We start from the raw sequence: 19279 nt of genomic DNA on the forward strand, positions 1-19279 counted from the left end.
TACTAATTGCTTAAATCTGCCTCTGAAAACTACCAACCCACAATTCCGTTGTTTGTTTAGCAGAAAAGTAACAGAAGCGAACTTGTCCGTTCTGATAGCAGGTATTCAAAAATGCTTCTTCCGGGTTTTCACAGTATAAAGTTATTTCAAAATTCCTGATTAAGCTTATTTAGCTGTAAAATTTATATTTTAAATGGCATTTCAATCCGGAAATCATATTATAACAGGCTTAAACGGCGAAAGTATGGCAGCGGCTTACCTTCAGGAAAAGGGTTATACTATACTTAGCCGAAACTATAGGTATAAACGGGCCGAGATTGACATCATTGCTGAAAAGCCAGGGTTGCTGGTATTTGTAGAAGTTAAAACCAGAACCAGCGATAAATTCGGCTTTCCGGAGGAAGCGGTTACTATGAAAAAGCAGGAACTTATACTGGCTGCCGCCGAAGAATTTATACTTCAGAAAGGCTGGGAGCAGGACATTCGCTTTGATATAATTTCCATAACGCTCTCAAACCCGCCGGAGCTGCACCACATAGAAGATGCTTTTTACTAACGCTGATCCGCAGAAGCCCGTTTATCCAGCTTATCTTTCTCGTAGACCAGGGTGCCATGGCGGTCATATTGTTTCAGCAAGTATGGCTCAAAAGGTTCGTCGTAAGCCGATTTCGGGTACTGGTACTCGTAATGGCGGCGGTTCCTGAAATCATAGTTCTTAATCCAGACACCTACCTTGCGGCCTTTTTCGTACTGCCCAGTCCATTCTACCTGCCCGTTTTCATAGAACCGGTAATACGTGCCCTGCACCTGGCCATAAGTATAAGGTATAACTTCTTTTATCTTGCTACGGTCGTTGTTATAGTACTTAACCACGGCATCGCGCAGAAAGCCTTTATCAAAATGAGACTTATCAAGCAGAATACCGTTTTTGTTGTAGCGCTCCCAGCGCAGGTGTTTAGTACCTACATAATAATACCCTTCTTCTACCACTTCATCGCCAATCTTTTTCTTATATGGCCCGTGCAGCACTTTATACCTATTCTGGTCTATCTCGCCGAAAGCGTTGGCTATTTTCCTATTCTTGGTATCGAAATAATATTTGCGGGGTGCATAAGCGTTTGGCTCTTCAAAAACGGGCAGAAAACTGAAGGTTTCTAACGTTTCGTTATCGCCACGGCTGCCCGAGCGCACAAAACCACGCTTTACCCTGTAGCCCATAAAGTAGCGTTTGCTAGGCTTGCTCTTCTTTCGTTTCTCGGTTATACTATCGCCTGCCGGGAATTTATTTTCTACAGAAGGAAGCGTTGTATCGGAAGCGGCCAGTGCCTGATCGGTTTTTACGCCTTTTTTCTGCTGCGCCCGGCTCAGGTTATAGTCGCTGTTATACTTGGCAGAGCCACAACCGCCCAACGCAAGTATAAAAATGCAGATGATACTTATAAAAACCAGATAAGGAGTGTGCCTCATATTTTAGTTCTGAATGCCTGAATTGCGCCCGCAGCAAGCAACACTTTTAAATTATACTTTGCTATACTTGCCTAGTTAACAAGATAGCCATTTAGCTTTTAGCGATTTATAAAGCAACGTAAAAATGCGCATAAATCATATAGCTGCAAAGCGGGCCGAACTCTATAACTGCAGCATGGCCTGCTAAGTTTCACGTGCAACGCCAGAAGTATAAACAAGAAAGGCAGCGCCCTGCGGGCACTGCCTTCTATTTTAGGTGTAATATAAATTATTCTTTGTCGATCAGGTCAACGCTGCGCTTTACGAAAGCTGTTAAAGCAGAACCACTCAGCATGTTCTGAGAAAGTAACGCAAGGTCGAATGCCTGGCGGGCAATACGCTCTTTGTTGTCGTCTTTTGCTTTCAGAATGCGCTGGTTTAAAGTATGGTTTGCATTGATGGTTACATTATAAGTATCCGGCATGTCGCCCATAAACATCATACCTCCACCACCGGTGCGGCTCATGTCTTTCATGCGGCGCATAAACTCTGGCAGTGTAATTACTACAGGTGCATCGTCCGGAGCAAGTGGCGCTACCTCAACAGTCATGTGCTGGTTGTTTATGGCCTGCTCGTATACTTTCTTCAGGTCTTCTTTTTCGCCGTCATTCAGTACACTTTCCTTGTTCTCGTCTTTCTCAACCAATTTATCTATTGTTTCTGAGTCAACGCGCTTCAGGGTAGTTTCCTCCAGCTTCTGCTCCAGCAAACCAATAAAGTGGCTGTCAATAAGCGAATCCAGTTTCAGCACATCGTAGCCCCGGTTAACGGCAGCCTCTACGTAAGCGTGTTGCTTATCGGCATCTGTTGTGTATAGCAGTACCAATTGCTCGCTCTTGTTTGTCTGGTTGGCCTGTGTCTGGGCTTTATACTCTTCTAAAGTATAGAACTTGCCTTCGGTGTTCTGCAGCAATACAAAGTCTTTGGCTTTCTCATAAAACTTATCATCGCTCAGCATGCCATACTTCACAAACACGTTGATGTCGTCCCAGTTTTTCTCGAACGTTTCGCGGTCTTTACGGAAGATCTCGGCCAGTTTATCAGCTACTTTTTTGGTAATATAAGTATTGATTTTCTTAACGGCTGAATCTGCCTGCAGGAACGAACGGCTCACGTTCAGCGGAATGTCCGGCGAATCGATGATACCGTGCAGCAGCATCAGGAACTCAGGCACCACATCTTTCACCTCATCGGTAATAAACACCTGGCGTGAGTACAACTGAATCTTGTTGCGCTGCATCTCAAACTCGTTCTTGATCTTAGGGAAGTATAAAATACCTGTCAGGTTGAACGGATAATCTACATTCAGGTGGATCCAGAACAGCGGCGCTTCCGAGAACGGGTAAAGCTCTTTGTAGAAGTTCTTATAGTCTTCGTCAGTAAGCTCAGATGGCTGTTTTGTCCAGATCGGGTTCGGGTTGTTGATGATCTCGCCCTCGAACTCTACCGGAACCGGCAGGAACTTGCAGTATTTGGTAAGTATAGTACGGATGCGGGCCGGCTCCAGGAACTCTTCAGAATCCTGGGCTACGTTAAGTATGACATTAGAACCCCTTGTTTCTTTGTGGGCCGGGGCAATGGCAAACTCGGTGCTGCCGTCGCAGGTCCAGTGCGCAGCTTCGGTGCCCTCCTGATAAGATTTGGTAACAATCTCTACACGGTCGGCCACCATAAAGGCAGAGTAGAACCCTAAACCAAACTGACCGATTATCTGGCTCTTATCGCCTGCAGAATCTTTGTAGCGCTCCACAAACTCGGTAGCACCCGAAAATGCGATCTGGTTAATGTATTTCTTGATCTCTTCGGCTGTCATACCAATACCATTATCGGCAATGGTAATGGTGCGGGCATCTTTATCCACAGACACAACCACTTTCAACTCACCCAGGTCGCCTTTAAACTCACCCATAGACGACAAGCTTTTCAGCTTTTGGGTGGCATCCACGGCATTACTCACCAGCTCACGCAGGAAAATCTCGTGATCAGAGTAAAGAAACTTCTTGATGATCGGGAAAATGTTTTCGGTGTGAATCGAAATGTTACCTCTTTCTTCCATGTTTTTATCTTATAAGTAAGTTTTTATCAGGTGGAATTTGCTTCAGCTACTGCTTTTCAAATCTTGTTCCATTGCCTGGCAAGTATAGATTTTCTGCCATCCTGTCACAAAACCAACCCAACACCTAAGCTTTAGCCGTATTCTGACTTGCATTTTGGCACAGAATATTACTGTTTAACAGCCATCTTAAAAATTTAAGCGTAAATGCAACATTGGTGAATTAATGCTATATTTGTTTACGTTCCATTATAACATTGCGCCGGTTTACGCCATATATCGCCCTGCTTCTGCTCCTGCTCTTCTGTAGAGTGATGGTACCGGATGCGCTTTGGCTCGAACTGCACCCACATACCCATACTGCACACCCGGACCATACTGATACCAAGCAGGCCCAGCTGGGAATGAAGCACAAACACTGCCCTGTAGAGGATTTGTTTGGCGCACCTTATCAGCCTGTTCATACTTCTGTAGCTTTTGCAGAGGCATTACATTTTACTACTTATACTTCCTTTCTTATACTTAACTGGCAAGGCACCCCGCCACTTTATGCACAGTTGCGCGCGCCTCCTGTAGCCTGATATCTGACTGGCAGCTATACTTACCAGCTGGCCTTAATTTATTTTCAGGATAAAGCTATACCCTATTTACGTGCTGTTTTATAGACACTAATTGGGTATTAGCCTCACTTTTTAATTTAGCACGTGTTGATAAAGAAATATATCGGAAGGCTTTTATCGCTTTTAATAGTGCTGGCTTATACGTTGCCGGCAACAGCACAAGAGCAGCCCAGTAATTCTGACAACGGAACCGAACAGGATTGCGGCCTTACCTTATCGGGCAAAACAATAGACCACGACACCCGCGAGCCTTTAATAGGGGCAACTATTTACATAAAGGAGCTTGACAGGGCCACCGCATCCGATGAGTATGGCAATTACCATTTCCACCACCTGTGCCAGGGCACCTATACATTGAAAGTAACTTACATCGGGTACGAACAGGAAAGCTATACTTTCCGGATCACTAATTCCTCGGTGCGCGACCTGCAACTGCACACAGATGCCAAACAACTGAAAGCGGTAGAGATTATCGGAAGCCATGTAAAAACCCAGGCACAATCTTCAGAAACTATAAATGGCCGCGATCTGGACAAAACCCGTGGCTTATCTTTCAGCGAATCGCTTAAAACTATAGCCGGCGTAACAACTTTGCAAACAGGGCCTACCATTTCGAAGCCTGTTATACATGGTTTGCACAGCAGCCGTATTCTGCTTCTGAACAACGGTGTACGGCAGGAAGGCCAGCAATGGGGCTCGGAACACGCCCCGGAGATTGACCCGTTTGTAACAACAGAAATGCACATTGTAAAAGGCGCAGCCGGGGTACGCTACGGAGCCGATGCCGTTGGCGGAGTTGTTATTGTAGACCCAAGGCCATTACGTGATTCGATAGGAATAGGAGCTGAGCTGAATTTGCTGGGCAGCACCAACAACCGGCAGGAGGGTATTTCTGCTATGATAGACGGAAACTCAGCCAAACTACCGCCTCTGAGCTGGCGCCTGCAGGGTACTTTCAAAAAAGCAGGTAACGCCAAAGCCCCTGATTATTACCTGAACAACACCGGCTTTGAAGAGCGTAACTTTTCGGCTGCACTGGGCTATACTAAACAGAACTATGGCGCTGAGCTATTTTTCAGCCAGTTTCATACAGAGTTAGGCATACTTAGAGAATCGCATATCGGCAATCTGACAGATCTTAATAACGCCATTGCACGCGGCAGACCGGAAAATGCAGATACGGCAGATTTTACCTATACTATAGGCAGGCCATACCAGGACGTTACCCATAACCTGTTTAAGGCCAAAGCTTTTGCCAACACCGGCGAGATAGGTAAGCTGGAGTTTATTTACGGTTTACAGCAGAACACACGCAAAGAATTTGATGTACACGGCGGCGACACTAACCCTGCTCTACAGCTAAACCTGACCACACATACCACCGAGGCTGTTTGGGAACACAAGCCTATCGGCAATTTCTCCGGATCGGTTGGGGCCAGCACTGTATACAAACATAACACGTATGAGTACGACGATTTTTTGCCTTTTTACACAAGTATAACAGCAGGCGCTTTTGCAGCCGAACATTGGCAGAGAAACAAATTACAGTTGGAAGCCGGTTTGCGCTACGATTACACCTATTTGCAGGTAAAAAAGCTGAAGAATAACGAAACGCTTATCCAGCCGGAATACACTTTTAACAATTTATCAGGTACGCTGGGCGCTTTATACGATGTGGGTTACCACCTTACATTCGGGCTAAGTGCTACCTCCGCATGGCGAGCACCGGGAGCGAACGAACTTTTCAGCGAAGGTGTGCACCATAGTTCTGTGGCTTACGAAGTTGGTAATCCAAACCTTGATCCGGAGCAGGCTTATAATTTTGAGCTATCGGCAGAATACTATGGTAACCAACGCTTTAACGGCACGCTGAGTATTTACAACAATTACATCAGTAACTATATTTACGCGGCGCCGTTACCAAACCCTGTGTTAACTTTAAAAGGAGCTTTTCCGGCGTATGCTTATAAACAGGCAGATGCTTCGTTCCGGGGCGTAGACCTTACGTTTGATTTTAAGCTCTTGTCACAACTAACCTGGGTATCTAAATCATCTATAGTCCGGGCGCGTAACCTTGATACTGATGATCACCTGGTAAGTATACCTTCCGATAGGTTTGACAATAAACTTACCTATGAGTTTGATAAGCTTGGCAACCATAACCTGGCCGATACTTATATTGGCTTAGGCGGGTTGTACGTAGCAAAGCAGACACGCACCCCGGAAAAATCTGACCAGGATTTTGCACCGGCGCCAGCTGCTTATTTCCTGCTGAACGCTGAGGCAGGCACCACGGTATACTTTGGCAAACAGCCTGTAGAAATAGGTATAACCGGTAATAACCTGCTTAACACAGCCTACCGCGATTACCTAAACCGGTTCCGGTATTTTGCTGATGAAATGGGACGCATTATTATGTTTAGGTTAAAAATCCCACTTAACATCATTAAGGCTTAAGCTTTTAAAGCTAAAACACTATATTTGTAAAGTTGCTTTATCTAAATTAGCATTATGAAAAAAATATTCAGACAGTACCTTGCCCTTTTCCTGATGGGCTCTTTCGCGATTGCCACTTCAGCCTGCGGCGATGATGATAACCCGAATCCGATTGAAGAGAACGAGCAGATCACGACTGTAGAGTTAAGCATGGTTCCAACTAAAGGAAACAATGTAACGGCAACCTGGAAAGATACTGACGGTGCTGGCGGACAAGCCCCAACTATAACTTCTATCGTACTGAAGCCAAATATCACCTATACCGGCACTGTAAAACTGCTGGATGAGAGCAAAACTCCGGCTGCAGACCTGACAACAGAGATTAAAAACGAAGGCGTAGACCACGAGCTTTTCTTTAATGTAACAGGCGCCAACGTTACCATCACTAAAACTGATAAAGATACTAACGGCCGGACAATTGGCCTTGAGTTTACGGCACAAACTACAACAACCGGCACAACGCCAGGCACTTTGCAAGTAGTTCTGAAGCACCAGCCTGGCATTAAAAACGGTAACCAGGCTACAGGCGAAACAGACATAGAAGTTACCTTCCCGATTTCTGTGCAGCTATAATATTTATACTTATAAAACAAGAAGAGCGACCTGCAAAGGCCGCTCTTCTTGTTTTATACTTAGCGTGTTGTTATAGTTTATACTTCTGGGCCAACCCCAGCATCTGCTCTACAATTTTACCTATCCGGTTCGCTCTGGTTTCCGGGCGTTTGGCTTCTGTTACACCCAATACGGCTTCTTTGCGCTGCGTAAACGATAGTTTCTCAAACACCTCCAGAAACCCCATAGAGTCCAGGGCCTCTTTCAGATCATCGGGCACGGTTACGGTACGCGCTACTCTGTCTATACCTGGTTTATCAACTCCGAACATAGAAGGCGCTTTACGCTCCGAGGCATGCTTAAACCTCAACGCAGACCAGGTATCATCAATAGCTACCTGCCGCACGGCCTGGTAATCCAGCTCAGTTATCGTTTTCCAGCCTTCGTTGCGGGTAAGATCTGATTTTATGCCGGATGATTTTTTAGGATAAGCGACCCACAACATGCCCTCCGGTTTAAGCACAGCCACTACCTGAGGCGCCAGCCCATCCAATTCAGTTTTAGTTTTTACGAAAAGCAGCACAGCATCAAACGCACCCGTTGCAGGCGCCACACTGGCAGCAGTAAAAGTATAGCCCTCATCCAAGAATTGCTGCGCAACCTCCTGGGGTGCATTAATTAAAAGTAAAGTATAATCTGGCTTTAACTGCAGTTTCTTTCCGATTTCCGGCATAGGTTTTAAAATATAAAGTGCGAGTACAACCCCTAAAGTATCATAATTAGCAGAAAGGTCAAACGGCAGCTATACTTCAATTGCGTTGGCTACACAGTTTAAACCAGGCAGCAGGCACTCTTCTAAAGTATAATCCCGGAATATTTTTTATTCAATATAGCACAGGCACTTGTGTTATCAGCGCAAAAAGATAAATTTAAAGTATAGATACAGAACTATATATGCCGAAAATCACAACCTCGCCTCAGAAACATTATCTGTTTAATGCCTCCGTTATAGTGGCCGCCCTCGGCTACTTCGTGGATATCTACGACCTGGTGTTGTTTAGCATCGTGCGCATACCCAGTTTGCAAGCGTTGGGTGTTGCCAGCCAGGCCGATCTATTAGAGCAGGGCGTGCTGCTTCTTAACATGCAGATGGCCGGGATGCTGGTAGGTGGTGTGGCCTGGGGTATGCTGGGCGATAAACGCGGAAGGCTGTCGGTTTTGTTCGGTTCTATCTTTTTATACTCTGTGGCCAACATCCTGAATGGGTTTGTAACTACAATTCCGATGTATGCGGCCCTCCGTTTTATAGCAGGCGTAGGCCTGGCCGGCGAATTAGGCGCTGGCATTACGCTGGTATCTGAAGTATTACCAAAAGAGAAGCGCGGTTACGGCACCATGGTAGTGGCAACTATAGGCATTTCAGGGGCTATACTGGCAGGTTTTGTAGGCGAATATGCTGGCTGGCGCACGGCTTATTTTATTGGGGGTGGCCTGGGTTTGTTGCTGCTTTTCTTAAGGATTGGTGTTTTTGAATCGGGAATGTTTAATAACCTGAAAGGCACCGGCGTTACACGTGGAAATTTCCTGAGTTTATTTACCAATGCAGCCCGGTTCAAAAAATACATCAAATGCATCCTGATCGGAATTCCGATATGGTTTGTGGTGGGCATACTGATAACTTTCTCACCCGAGTTTGGCAAAGCCCTGGGTATAACAGCACCTGTATCGGCTGCAAAAGCAATTTCGTTCTGTTACCTGGGGCTTACCTTCGGTGATTTTGCCAGTGGTTACCTAAGCCAGCGTTTCAGGAGCCGCCGCTATATTGTACTTGCATTTTTATTGCTCGCAGCCTTAGCTATTGCTGCTTATCTGCTGGGCCGAGGTTTTAGTTTAAGCACTTTTTATACATTGTGTGTGGCACTTGGCTTTGCCGGTGGTTACTGGGCGGTGTTTGTTACTATTGCTGCCGAGCAGTTTGGAACGAACATCAGGGCTACAGTTACTACTACTGTTCCTAATTTTGTGCGTGGTGCAGTGGTGCTACTTACGCTTGCTTTCAGTGCTTTAAAAGACTCTGTAGGTTTAGTGCCAGGGGCTATACTATTAGGTATTGTATGCCTTATACTTGCTGTCGCTTCTATTCTTACGCTGGAAGAAACCTATGCCAAAGACCTCGATTACATGGAGCCAATCTAGCATTTTAATATATAGGAAAATTTATATCTATCGTCCTAAATAGCACCCATATAAGATTAAAAACAAAGTATATAAATATTCATATAATCACAAACTTAAACATCAACTTAATATTCTAACAGCCAGTATAAAGCAGTATATGCAACTTTAAAATTATACAGGCTTATGAAAATAAACTTTACTCAAAAAATTAATTTACGCTTACCCGCTCTTCTTTTAATGTTATTTTTGGCAGCATGCTCAGCGCGTATGGATGTTGAGCCGCAAGCCAGTGCTACAGACGAAACAAAAGAGCAAACAGCTGTTACGGTAATGGCGTCGCAGACCCAAACCCAAACCGAAGAAGCGTATTTTGACCTGATTGCCGAAACAACCGACTGCCTGGGCGAGAACCTATGGATAGGCGGTAAAGTAGAAACTGTCGTACAGGCAGAAAGCAATACAGGAGACTCTCCAGACCAGAAAGTATACCAGGTAAAAGATCTTACTGCCACCGGCTTAAGCACCAATAAAACGTATACTTTACAGAACAGTGCAGGCACACTAAATGCCGTAAGCGATGCAGATGGCAATATCTATGTGCAGTTAGGCGAAGGCCAATTGCAGCTTATGCCTACCTCAGGCTCCAAACCGGTGGTAATGGCTTTTCAGCCATGGGCCGATACTGAACAAACCGAAGGCATGGCAGGTAAATGGCGTTGCCAGTAACACTAACCGTTTAAACTTAAAAGAGCCGCCTGCATACCAGTTATGCAGGCGGCTCTTTTTATACTTTATATTTTCTCCAATTACATTCCGCTGTCTTCTGTACTACCTTCCCCTTCAAAACCCAATGCTTCCATACGCTTATTAGAGTCTTCCATGGCTTTTTGCAGTTCCGGGTTGGCCTCTATGCGTTTGGCTATGTTCATATCAAACATAATTTCCATCATTGATTTTATGTAAGGCTTTTTTTCTGAACGAACCTTCAGGTCTTCTTTATCCTGCTCCGACATACCTTTAACCCAGCTCTCCAGCTCAGGCTTCAGTTTTGCCATATCGGCGATAAACGCATCGGTTGTTTTATTTATCATGGCAATGGTTTTGGCATCATCTTTCTGAGCAAAGGCTGCTTTCAGGTTGTTGGCATAAACCGTCATGATCTTATCATACTTTTCCTCAGTTGGATGTGTGCCCACAACAGCGCCGGATGTGGCCACCAATGGAACATCTGCTGCAATGGCAGTTTGCTGTTGTAGCCCTAAGCCCATCCCGGCACTCAGGATACTTATGATAAAGAATTTTTTCATGGCAATTAATTGTTATGAAATAGTTATACGGCAGGCGGCAGTTTAAGTACCAGAACGCCAATAAATGTAAGTATAAGCCCCGTTATGCAAAGCACATTGCATAATTTACCCAGCAAGTAAATACTAAGTAGTACCTAATTCGTAATTTTGAATATGATTTTATACAATGTAACTGTAAGTGTAGAAAACACAGTGGCCGACGAATGGCTGCAGTGGATGAAGGAAGTACACATTCCTGAAGTAATGGGCACCGGCTTTTTCCTGAGCAACCAGATTTGCCGCTTAATGACCGAAGTGGAAAACGGAGGTACAACGTATGCCGTGCAGTATTTCTGCCGCAATATAGATGACCTGGAAGAGTACCAGCGCGATCACGCTCCGGCTTTACAGGAAAAAACAGCTAATCGCTATGGAGAAAAAGCACTTGCCTTCCGATCGGTGCTTGAAATAGTGGCAACAGATGTAGAGCGAACCGGAAACGCAGAATAATAAAAAAGGCAGTTGCAACAAAAAATGCAACTGCCTTTTATACTTTAAAAGTATAAGCTTAACCTTTATACTCCTGAATCTGTTGTTCCGTCATGGTGCAGTTTATCCACTCGCCATCCAGCTCAGCGCCTATCTTTTTATAGAATTCAATGGCCGGCTCGTTCCACTCCAGTACCTGCCATCTGAAACGCTTGGCACCTACTCGTTTTGCTTCTTCGGCTACTGCATCAAACAGTTTTTTACCTATTCCGCTACGACGCAGGCGCTCTGTTACTACCAGGTCTTCTAAGTAAATCGTCTTTCCCTTCCAGGTTGAGTAAGCCGTATAGTATAACGACAAGCCAACTATACCTTCTTCTGATTCTGCCACAAAAAACTCGAATATCGGGTGCTCGCCAAAGCCATCGCGCTGCATGTCTTCCAGGGTGTTGGTTACCTCGTTGGGGGCACGCTCAAAAATGGCCAGTTCCATTACCAGGTCACGCACCTGCGGCAGGTCATCTATAGTTCCTTTTCTAACTTGTATCACTTGTATTGTATATTGTTTATTGCTGATTGTTGTTTGTCTGAATCAGGATTTTCAGGATTATAATGGATTAGCAGGATTTTAAAACTTGCTCACCTTCTAACTTCCTAAACTCTCTAACTCAAAACTTCCCAAACTGTCCTGGCCTGCACCAATTCTTTGCCTGTTTCCTGACTGGTAAGTTTGTGCAAAAGTATAGTTTCTGTTTCACCTTTACCAACTTTTGATATAACTGTATCGCCAAGTATACTTTCCGCTTTATAGATGATATCCACTTCACGGAGTTGTTTTTCCAGGATATTAGTTGGCAACGTATCCAGAATCCATTGCAGGAAGCGGGTGTTGGTTACGTGGCGGTTCAGGTCTATGTCATGCCAGCGGACGGGCATTTGCTGCGTATACTGCACTTCCTGCAGTTGCGCCAATTTACCTTTTGCAAAAGGCAATGGCTCCTGACCCGGCACCACTTCCACATCCATTATAAAATCAGGCACCGATACCATCTGGCGTTTCACCACATCCATTACCAGCCACACACTTGTTGCCTGCCCCAGAAGTTCGTTATCGGAAGTATAAATCCTGAAATCGCGGTGCAGGAAAACGCGCTCACGCCCCGATGCCCAGGTTTCCACAACTATACTTTCGCCGTGTTTTGGATACCGGAACATCTCCACGCGCATGCGCAGCAACACCCACGTAAGCCCACGTTCCAGCAAATCGTACATCGAAATACCTAAGTCGCGGGTGTTCTCCCAGGCCGCTTCCTGCATGTAACTTACCAGCGCCGGTATGGTGGCTTTGCCGTGGTAATCAATCTCGCTGGAGCGAACTATAAACTGGCTTTTGCCGGGGTACGATTTCATAGCTGTAGGGTTTGGGTTTATAGTTGCTAAGGTACGGAAGATTTATAGTTTATGCCTTCGGTCGCGTCCCGCGAGCGAAGGCATAATAGATGAGAGCACAAAAAAGCCGCGCTACCTGAGGCAGGCAGCGCGGCTGAAGTATAAATGGCAGATCTATATTTGTGTTATCTGTTTTGAGCTTCGCCTTCGTAAGGGTTTACGCCCATGTTCTTGTAAATGAACGCATAGGTATCAGCATACTCCTGGATAACTAGCGAGGTTGGCTTACCGGCACCGTGGCCAGCACGTACATCCACTCTGATTAAATATGGATTGCCCGGAGCACCTTTGGCCTGTAGTTCAGAGATGAACTTGAACGAGTGAGCAGGTACAACGCGGTCGTCGTGGTCAGCGGTTTTAACCAAGGTAGCAGGGTATTTTACGCCTTCTTTAATGTTGTGCAGCGGTGAGAATTTATACAGGTTCTCGAACTGAGCGGCATCATCTGACGAGCCATACTCTGGTACCCACGCCCAACCAATTGTAAACTTATGGAAGCGTAGCATGTCCATTACACCTACTGCAGGCAGGGCAACTTTAGCCAGCTCAGGGCGCTGTGTCATAAAGGCACCAACCAGCAAACCACCGTTTGAGCCACCAGCTACAGCCAGTCTTTCAGATGAAGTATATTTCTGGTTGATCAGGTACTCGGCAGCACCGATAAAGTCATCGAACACGTTTTGTTTGTTTGGCGTCATGCCGGCTTTGTGCCAGTCTTCGCCGTATTCGCCGCCACCGCGCAGGTTTGGCATGGCATACACACCACCGTTCTCCAGCCATAGCATGTTGGCAATGCTGAAGCTTGGCGTCATAGAGATGTTAAAGCCGCCGTAAGCGTACAGGTAAGTCGGGTTGGTGCCGTCCAGCTTCAGGCCTTTTTTGTGCACAATAAACATCGGCACTTTGGTACCGTCCTTCGAAGTATAAAACACCTGCTTCGTTTCGAAAGCTTCGGTATCTACGTTTACTTCAGTTTTGCGGAACAGGCTTACTTTGTTGTTGGCAACATCGTAACGGTAAATGGTTGGCGGGTAAGTAAACGACGTGAACGTGAAGAAAGTCTCCTTGTCTTTCTGGTCGCCACCGAAGCCGCTAACTGTACCCAGTGTTGGCAATTCTACATTGTTCAGTTGCTTGCCATTCTGGTCGTAAACTATAACCTGGCTGGTAGCGTCTTTCATGTAGCTGGCAATAATGCGGCCACCCACTGTAGACACACTCTGCATTACGTTAGCCGATTCCGGAACTATAACTTTCCAGTTGGCTTCCTGTGGCTTCTTCGGATCGATCATCACCAGGCGGTAACGCGGCGCGTTCTTGTTCGTCATCACCAGCAGCTTGTCACCGAAGTTATCGATCACATTGTACTCGCTCTCGAAGTTATCTACAATCGGTTTTATAGTTGATTTCGGGTCAGCAAGATCTTTGTAGTATAACGCATTGGCTCCGCTGGCACCTTCCGATGCGTTCAAAATCAGGAAGCGCTCATCGTCTGTAGTCTGGCCGTAGAAGTTGCGCAGGGCATGTGCTTTATCTTCGTAAACCAGCTTGTCCTGGCTCTGCGGTGTACCAATTTTGTGGTAGTATACTTTGTGGAATTCGTTCTTATTAGCCAGCTTGTTGCCTTCGGTTGGGGCATCGTAGCGGCTATAGAAGAAGCCATCTTTGTACCAGCTCGGACCAGAGAACTTAACCCACTCTAGTTTATCGTTCAGCATTTTGCCGGTAGCCACATCCATTACCTGGTACGTGTTCCAGTCAGAGCCGCCGCTTGATGTACCAACAGCTACATGTTTGCCATCTTTAGAGAAAGCAAAGGCTGATAGTGCCACTGTTCCGTCAGAAGACAATTTGTTAGGGTCGAAGAATACTTTTGGCTCAGACTCCAGGGTTTCCTGCACGTAAAGCACGCTCTGGTTCTGCAAGCCATCATTCTTATAGAAATAATATTTTCCGCCTTCTTTAAACGGAGCGCCATATTTCGGGTAGTTCCAGATCTCGGTCAGGCGTGCTTTAATGTTATCTCTGAAGTCGATGTCACCCAGGTATTCCTGCGTTACTTCGTTCTGCGCTTTTATCCACTGGTCTACTTCATCGTTATGCGTTTCAAGCCAGCGATACGGGTCAGGAATCTGCTTGCCGTGGTAGTTTTCAATGTGGTCTACTTTTTTGGTATTTGGGTAAGTTAATGCGGGTTCAGCCGTTGCAACTGCGGCTTCAGTAGTGGTTTCGGTATTCACACTTGTTGTTTCAGTTTGGGAAGATTTGCATGCCGACATAGCCGTAAGGCCGCCGGCAAGTAGTAACACAGTAGATTTTTTCATATTAATTTCCGTGTAGTTAAGGTTGTGATACGTGAAAAGCTAAGATAGGTAATTATCCTGAAAACAGCCATTTCAGAAAACTATACTAATTAATATAATCAGCGCAGCACCAAGGGCCAGGATACAGGCATTTTATACTTGCCATCGGTGCTTTAACCAGTTTGTACTCCATTTGCTTTCAAAAGTACATTCAGAATAATATTGACAGCTGGGCACTCATACAAGGCATTATTATGCTAATCAATTTTATATTTATACATATTAATCTGTTAATTTCTTCATATTTGCCAGCAGCAGCATAACGAAGGCGTGTTAATTTCGTACTCATATCGCCGAGATCTGTGCTGCAAAACGTATAACAACCATACTTTAAACTCATGAAAAAACTATTTTTTTACCTGATCGGATTTGTAATCTTAGCCTCCCAGTCATCGTGCGGCTATAATACCATGGTACAGAAAGACGAAACGGTAGAAGCATCCTGGGCTAATGTGCAGAATGCGTATCAGCGCCGCGCCGATCTGATCCCTAATCTTGTAAATACTGTAAAAGGGGCTGCCAACTTCGAAAAAGAAACCCTGACGCAGGTAATAGAAGCCCGTTCTAAAGCTACCAGCATACAGCTTAACGCCGACCAGCTTACACCTGAAAATATCCAGCGCTTCCAGGAGGCACAGGGCCAGTTAAGTGGCGCTTTGTCCAGACTGCTGGCAACGGCAGAGGCCTACCCCGAATTGAAGGCTAACCAGAACTTTCTTGAGCTGCAGGCCCAACTGGAGGGAACAGAAAACCGCATTGCTGTAGAGCGCCGCAAATTCAACGAAAGCGTCCAGGACTATAATACAACAGTTCGATCGTTCCCCAACAACATTATGGCTGGCATTTTCGGGTTTGAGCGCAAAGGCCATTTCCAGGCCGAAGCAGGTGCACAACAAGCTCCAAACGTGCAGTTTTAAACATTTGCCGGTAGCTACCTGCTGTATGCTGGTAGCTACCGGCCACCAACATTATACCTATGCCCAAAGACACGATAACTGCTGAAGACGAAAAGCTGATTCTGGATGCGATAGCAGAAGCAGAAAAAAATACGTCAGGCGAAATCCGGGTGCACATAGAAAACAATTGCGAAGGCGATGTACTGGACCGTGCAACCGAAGTTTTTGCCCAACTACACATGCATCTTACTAAAGAGCGCAACGGTGTGTTATTTTATATCGCCATTAAAGACCACCAGTTTGCTGTGCTTGGCGATGCCGGCATCAACGCTATTGTACCCGACCATTTCTGGGAAGATATTACGGCCGAGGTAATTCAGCATTTTAAGCATAAGCATTACGCCACCGGCCTTTCTAAAGGTATTCTGATGGCAGGCGAGCAGCTAAAGGCGCACTTCCCATACAATGCTCATACAGACCGTAACGAACTGAGCGACGACATTTCGTTCGGGATATAAGACCATGAAACAACCGATCTTTTTCTTATACTTTTTCTTTGTAAGTATACTTACGTTTGCCCAAAAGAGCGATTTCCCGCCGCGCCCTACGCCGCCTCGTCTTGTTAACGATCTGGCCGATATGCTGAGCCCGGAAGAGGAAGCTGCTCTGGAGCAAAAATTAGTAAACTACAACGATACCACTTCTACCCAGATAGCCATAGTTACCATCACGTCTATAGGCGACTACGATGTGAACCAGTATGCATCTGAACTTGGCGAGCTGTGGGGTGTGGGCGGTAAGAAAAACGACAACGGCGTTATCATACTTGTTGCTAAAAACGAGCGGCAGGTATCGTTGCAAACCGGCTACGGTATGGAGCATATTATACCTGATGCCATTGCCAAACGCATTACCGAGTACACTATCAAACCAAACTTTAAAGAGGGCGAATATTATAAAGGCCTCAATGAAGCAACCAGCTTTATTATTAGTGTAGCCAGCGGCGAGTACCAGGCAGACCCAACAGCCCAGGGAGGCGAAGAGGAAGGCCCATCGCTTCTCATGATCATTATCATTATTATACTTGTTGCTGTTATCCTTTCCAGAATGGGTAAGGGCGGCGGACGCGGTGGCCGTGGCATGCGAACACTTGGTGGTCCGTTTCTGGGGCCGGGCGCATTTGGCACCTTCCGTACCGGTGGCGGTATTTTCGGAGGTGGCGGTGGTGGCTTTGGCGGCGGAGGAGGCGGTGGCTTCGGAGGTTTTGGCGGTGGCTCGTTTGGCGGAGGTGGCGCCAGCAGCAACTGGTAAGTATAGTTGTAAATTATACTTACCGTTCAGGTAATACAGCCATAACTTTTGCCACCAGAGCATCGCAACGCCTGTAACCAAACGCAAATACATCTTTGTTAACAGATAGCGCATAAAGGCTTTCTTTGAGCAATGCCTTAGCGCGGTGGTGGCGCACTTTTACATTACTTTCTGATAGGTTAAGGCAAGCGGCTACCTCTGTGTTGCTCATTTCTTCAATTTCGCGCAGCATGTAAATTGTTTTATACTTGGCGGGCAGGTTATCTATTGCCTTTTCCAGCAACAGCTTCACTTCTTTCTGAATTGCTTTATTTTCAGGATTCATACTTATAGCATCTGGTAATTGCAGCACATCCAGCGCAAGGTGGCCAAGCTCCGGGCTAAGTATAGATGTGTATTTTCCTTTTTCTCTTAACCTGCCCAACGCTTCGTTTATACCTATCCGTACCAGCCAGGTAGAAAACTGTGCCTCAGCTTTAAACTGGTATAACTTTTCGTATGCTTTCAGGTAGGCATTCTGCATGGCATCCTCTATCTCGGCCTCGTCTTTCAGGTAGCTTCTGATTACCCGATACAGTTTCTGGTTATGGCGCCGCATCAGCAGCTCATAAAGCTCTTTTTCTCCGGCCAACACCCTTTCTACCACCTCGGCATCAGGTATGCTATGTTCTTTCACTAACAGGCTGCTCACATCTCTCATATTTTGGCTTTATACATTAGATGCACCATAACCCAGGAAGTTACATTTTTCTGTAACTGTTTCGCTACTTCTTCATCTAATGTATAAAACGAATAAATTAACGAATAGGAGGATCTAAACCATGAACACAGCAACAGCCACTACCAACACCGTCCTGCACCAGGTGCAGGCACTTTTAAAGTATACTTACGGCCTGGTGCCTATCGTAGCAGGCCTGGATAAGTTTACCAACATCCTCACCGATTGGGAACAGTATCTGCATCCAGCGCTAGCTAATGCGCTTCCTTTCAGCCCGCATACTTTTATGCTTATAGTTGGTGTAATTGAGATAATAGCCGGTATGCTTGTGCTGGTTAAGCCAAGAATTGGCGCTTATGTAGTAATGATCTGGTTGATTGGCATTGCCCTGACGCTGATTGCCAGCGGCAAGTATCTAGACGTGGCCGTACGGGATTTAGTAATGGCGATTGGCGCTTATGCTTTTGCTAAACTTTCAGAGCTTGATAACCGAAAAACTGTTGCAGATAATTTATCGGGCTCTTTTGGCGAGCATGCGCTGGTAAAATAGGTGCTGCGCAAAGTATAAATTTGAAGCTGATGCATGTGTGCTCTTCAGTAAAAAACAGCTTTGTTGGTAAGAAGAAGAGCCGCACGCAGCTTAATCAATAAAGTATAAAATTTATAAAACGCTCATTACAACTGCCATATACACAGCACTAAGCACGGCGGCTCCAGTCCCCAGGCCAGCAGCGGCCAGGCCCATTTTCTTTTTACGGGCTTGCTGCATGTAGGCTTTGCGGTAGGTTTCGTCTTTAAGGAGGTGGGCATTGGGGTTTGCATCATTTTGTATACCTGGTGGCACTGTCGCAACTACAGCACTTGTTAGCAAACCAGCTGGTGGGTATACCAGCGTAGCGCCTAAAGAACTCCAGAAAGCACCTCTCCCTTTATAATACAACATAGCATCTTGTTTACCTTTCAGGCGCAGCCCGGCAATAGCATTCAGGTCTTTGGCCTCATCAACATAAGCTGTTGTGGCAGGAGCAAGTTGCTGAACTTCCGCTGAAGATGCCATTTTCAGATGTGCAATTTCGGATTTAGGCAAGTATAATTTTGGCCCATTACTGTCTGCAAACATCCTGTAACACACAGAGTCATTGCTTACGGCCAGTAGTTTGCCTACCACTTCATCTCCATTTTTTTTAATGATGATATCCTGGCCTGCAACAGGTAAACTTAAAATTAGCAGGCAAAACATTACTACCTGTTTTATACTTGTTTTCATATTCGTTCCCGAAGTTTTTACCGTTTGATGGCTTGGGCCTCAACAATAGATGTAAACGAATATTTATATTTTTAGATGTGTAATATGCTTTTTAA

The 19279-nt window shown here is 45.6% G+C and carries 20 protein-coding genes; 11 read left to right on the plus strand and 9 right to left on the minus strand.

Going from position 1 to position 19279, the window contains the following annotated elements:
• Nucleotides 1–193 precede the first annotated feature (193 nt).
• On the plus strand, nucleotides 194–556 hold the full coding sequence (locus tag LWP20_RS00355) for a YraN family protein (protein ID WP_242926120.1): 363 nt from the start codon (nucleotides 194–196) through the stop codon (nucleotides 554–556).
• On the opposite strand, the gene LWP20_RS00360 is transcribed toward LWP20_RS00355, so the two are convergent.
• Both LWP20_RS00360 and htpG read right to left on the minus strand, forming a co-directional pair.
• Nucleotides 553–1467 (minus strand): toxin-antitoxin system YwqK family antitoxin, encoded by a 915-nt coding sequence (locus LWP20_RS00360; protein WP_242926121.1) that lies wholly within the window; start codon nucleotides 1465–1467, stop codon nucleotides 553–555. The two genes, LWP20_RS00355 and LWP20_RS00360, sit on opposite strands and share 4 nt — an antisense overlap.
• A 268-nt stretch (nucleotides 1468–1735) precedes the next feature.
• Nucleotides 1736–3562 (minus strand): molecular chaperone HtpG, encoded by a 1827-nt coding sequence (gene htpG, locus LWP20_RS00365; protein WP_242926122.1) that lies wholly within the window; start codon nucleotides 3560–3562, stop codon nucleotides 1736–1738.
• A 254-nt stretch (nucleotides 3563–3816) separates the two neighbouring features.
• Here htpG and LWP20_RS00370 point away from each other — a divergent pair, with 254 nt between their 5' ends.
• From LWP20_RS00370 to LWP20_RS00380, 3 genes are all read left to right on the plus strand, one after another.
• On the plus strand, nucleotides 3817–4140 hold the full coding sequence (locus LWP20_RS00370) for a hypothetical protein (protein ID WP_242926123.1): 324 nt from the start codon (nucleotides 3817–3819) through the stop codon (nucleotides 4138–4140).
• 126 nt (nucleotides 4141–4266) lie between these two features.
• On the plus strand, nucleotides 4267–6636 hold the full coding sequence (locus LWP20_RS00375) for a TonB-dependent receptor (RefSeq protein ID WP_242926124.1): 2370 nt from the start codon (nucleotides 4267–4269) through the stop codon (nucleotides 6634–6636).
• A gap of 54 nt (nucleotides 6637–6690) precedes the next feature.
• The gene (locus tag LWP20_RS00380; RefSeq protein ID WP_242926125.1) at nucleotides 6691–7248 is read left to right on the plus strand and encodes a hypothetical protein; all 558 of its coding nucleotides are present in this window, start codon (nucleotides 6691–6693) and stop codon (nucleotides 7246–7248) included.
• 70 nt (nucleotides 7249–7318) lie between these two features.
• Here the strand turns inward: LWP20_RS00380 and LWP20_RS00385 are convergent, their stop codons facing one another.
• Nucleotides 7319–7960, minus strand: coding sequence for a YdeI/OmpD-associated family protein (locus LWP20_RS00385; protein WP_242926126.1), 642 nt, complete (start codon nucleotides 7958–7960; stop codon nucleotides 7319–7321).
• A 221-nt stretch (nucleotides 7961–8181) separates the two neighbouring features.
• On the opposite strand from LWP20_RS00385, the gene LWP20_RS00390 reads away from it, so the two are divergent.
• Both LWP20_RS00390 and LWP20_RS00395 read left to right on the plus strand, forming a co-directional pair.
• A complete protein-coding gene (locus tag LWP20_RS00390) occupies nucleotides 8182–9423 on the plus strand; it encodes an MFS transporter (protein WP_242926127.1) in 1242 nt (413 codons plus the stop codon).
• A 228-nt stretch (nucleotides 9424–9651) separates the two neighbouring features.
• Nucleotides 9652–10131 (plus strand): hypothetical protein, encoded by a 480-nt coding sequence (locus LWP20_RS00395; protein ID WP_242926128.1) that lies wholly within the window; start codon nucleotides 9652–9654, stop codon nucleotides 10129–10131.
• A gap of 80 nt (nucleotides 10132–10211) precedes the next feature.
• On the opposite strand, the gene LWP20_RS00400 is transcribed toward LWP20_RS00395, so the two are convergent.
• Nucleotides 10212–10712, minus strand: coding sequence for a hypothetical protein (locus LWP20_RS00400; protein ID WP_242926129.1), 501 nt, complete (start codon nucleotides 10710–10712; stop codon nucleotides 10212–10214).
• Nucleotides 10713–10865: 153 nt separating this feature from the next.
• On the opposite strand from LWP20_RS00400, the gene LWP20_RS00405 reads away from it, so the two are divergent.
• On the plus strand, nucleotides 10866–11201 hold the full coding sequence (locus tag LWP20_RS00405; RefSeq protein ID WP_242926130.1) for a DUF4286 family protein: 336 nt from the start codon (nucleotides 10866–10868) through the stop codon (nucleotides 11199–11201).
• A gap of 58 nt (nucleotides 11202–11259) precedes the next feature.
• Here LWP20_RS00405 and LWP20_RS00410 read toward each other — a convergent pair whose 3' ends face one another.
• The 3 genes from LWP20_RS00410 to LWP20_RS00420 all read right to left on the minus strand — a co-directional run bounded on the left by LWP20_RS00410 (nucleotide 11260) and on the right by LWP20_RS00420 (nucleotide 14953).
• Entirely contained in the window at nucleotides 11260–11730 is a 471-nt protein-coding gene (locus tag LWP20_RS00410; RefSeq protein WP_242926131.1) for a GNAT family N-acetyltransferase, read from the minus strand.
• 113 nt (nucleotides 11731–11843) lie between these two features.
• Nucleotides 11844–12590, minus strand: coding sequence for an acyl-[acyl-carrier-protein] thioesterase (locus LWP20_RS00415; RefSeq protein WP_242926132.1), 747 nt, complete (start codon nucleotides 12588–12590; stop codon nucleotides 11844–11846).
• 164 nt (nucleotides 12591–12754) lie between these two features.
• Nucleotides 12755–14953, minus strand: a complete 2199-nt coding sequence (locus LWP20_RS00420; protein ID WP_242926133.1) for a prolyl oligopeptidase family serine peptidase — start codon at nucleotides 14951–14953, stop codon at nucleotides 12755–12757.
• A gap of 377 nt (nucleotides 14954–15330) precedes the next feature.
• Here LWP20_RS00420 and LWP20_RS00425 point away from each other — a divergent pair, with 377 nt between their 5' ends.
• Genes LWP20_RS00425 through LWP20_RS18215 form a run of 3 tightly spaced genes read left to right on the plus strand, consistent with a single transcriptional unit; the run spans nucleotide 15331 to nucleotide 17199 of the window.
• Nucleotides 15331–15909, plus strand: coding sequence for a LemA family protein (locus tag LWP20_RS00425; RefSeq protein WP_242926134.1), 579 nt, complete (start codon nucleotides 15331–15333; stop codon nucleotides 15907–15909).
• 59 nt (nucleotides 15910–15968) lie between these two features.
• A complete protein-coding gene (locus LWP20_RS00430; protein WP_242926135.1) occupies nucleotides 15969–16406 on the plus strand; it encodes a TPM domain-containing protein in 438 nt (145 codons plus the stop codon).
• Between the two features lie 4 nt (nucleotides 16407–16410).
• Nucleotides 16411–17199 (plus strand): TPM domain-containing protein, encoded by a 789-nt coding sequence (locus tag LWP20_RS18215; RefSeq protein WP_262914509.1) that lies wholly within the window; start codon nucleotides 16411–16413, stop codon nucleotides 17197–17199.
• Nucleotides 17200–17218: 19 nt separating this feature from the next.
• Here the strand turns inward: LWP20_RS18215 and LWP20_RS00440 are convergent, their stop codons facing one another.
• Nucleotides 17219–17899: an RNA polymerase sigma factor gene (locus LWP20_RS00440; protein WP_242926136.1), complete on the minus strand. Its 681-nt coding sequence runs from the start codon at nucleotides 17897–17899 to the stop codon at nucleotides 17219–17221.
• 121 nt (nucleotides 17900–18020) lie between these two features.
• Between LWP20_RS00440 and LWP20_RS00445 the strand changes: the two genes are divergently transcribed.
• Nucleotides 18021–18467: a hypothetical protein gene (locus LWP20_RS00445; RefSeq protein WP_242926137.1), complete on the plus strand. Its 447-nt coding sequence runs from the start codon at nucleotides 18021–18023 to the stop codon at nucleotides 18465–18467.
• Nucleotides 18468–18578: 111 nt separating this feature from the next.
• Here the strand turns inward: LWP20_RS00445 and LWP20_RS00450 are convergent, their stop codons facing one another.
• Entirely contained in the window at nucleotides 18579–19184 is a 606-nt protein-coding gene (locus tag LWP20_RS00450) for a hypothetical protein (RefSeq protein WP_242926138.1), read from the minus strand.
• Between the last annotated feature and the right edge of the window lie 95 nt (nucleotides 19185–19279).

The sequence above is a fragment of the Pontibacter vulgaris genome, assembly GCF_022758145.1.
Classification (GTDB): Bacteria; Bacteroidota; Bacteroidia; order Cytophagales; family Hymenobacteraceae; genus Pontibacter; species Pontibacter vulgaris.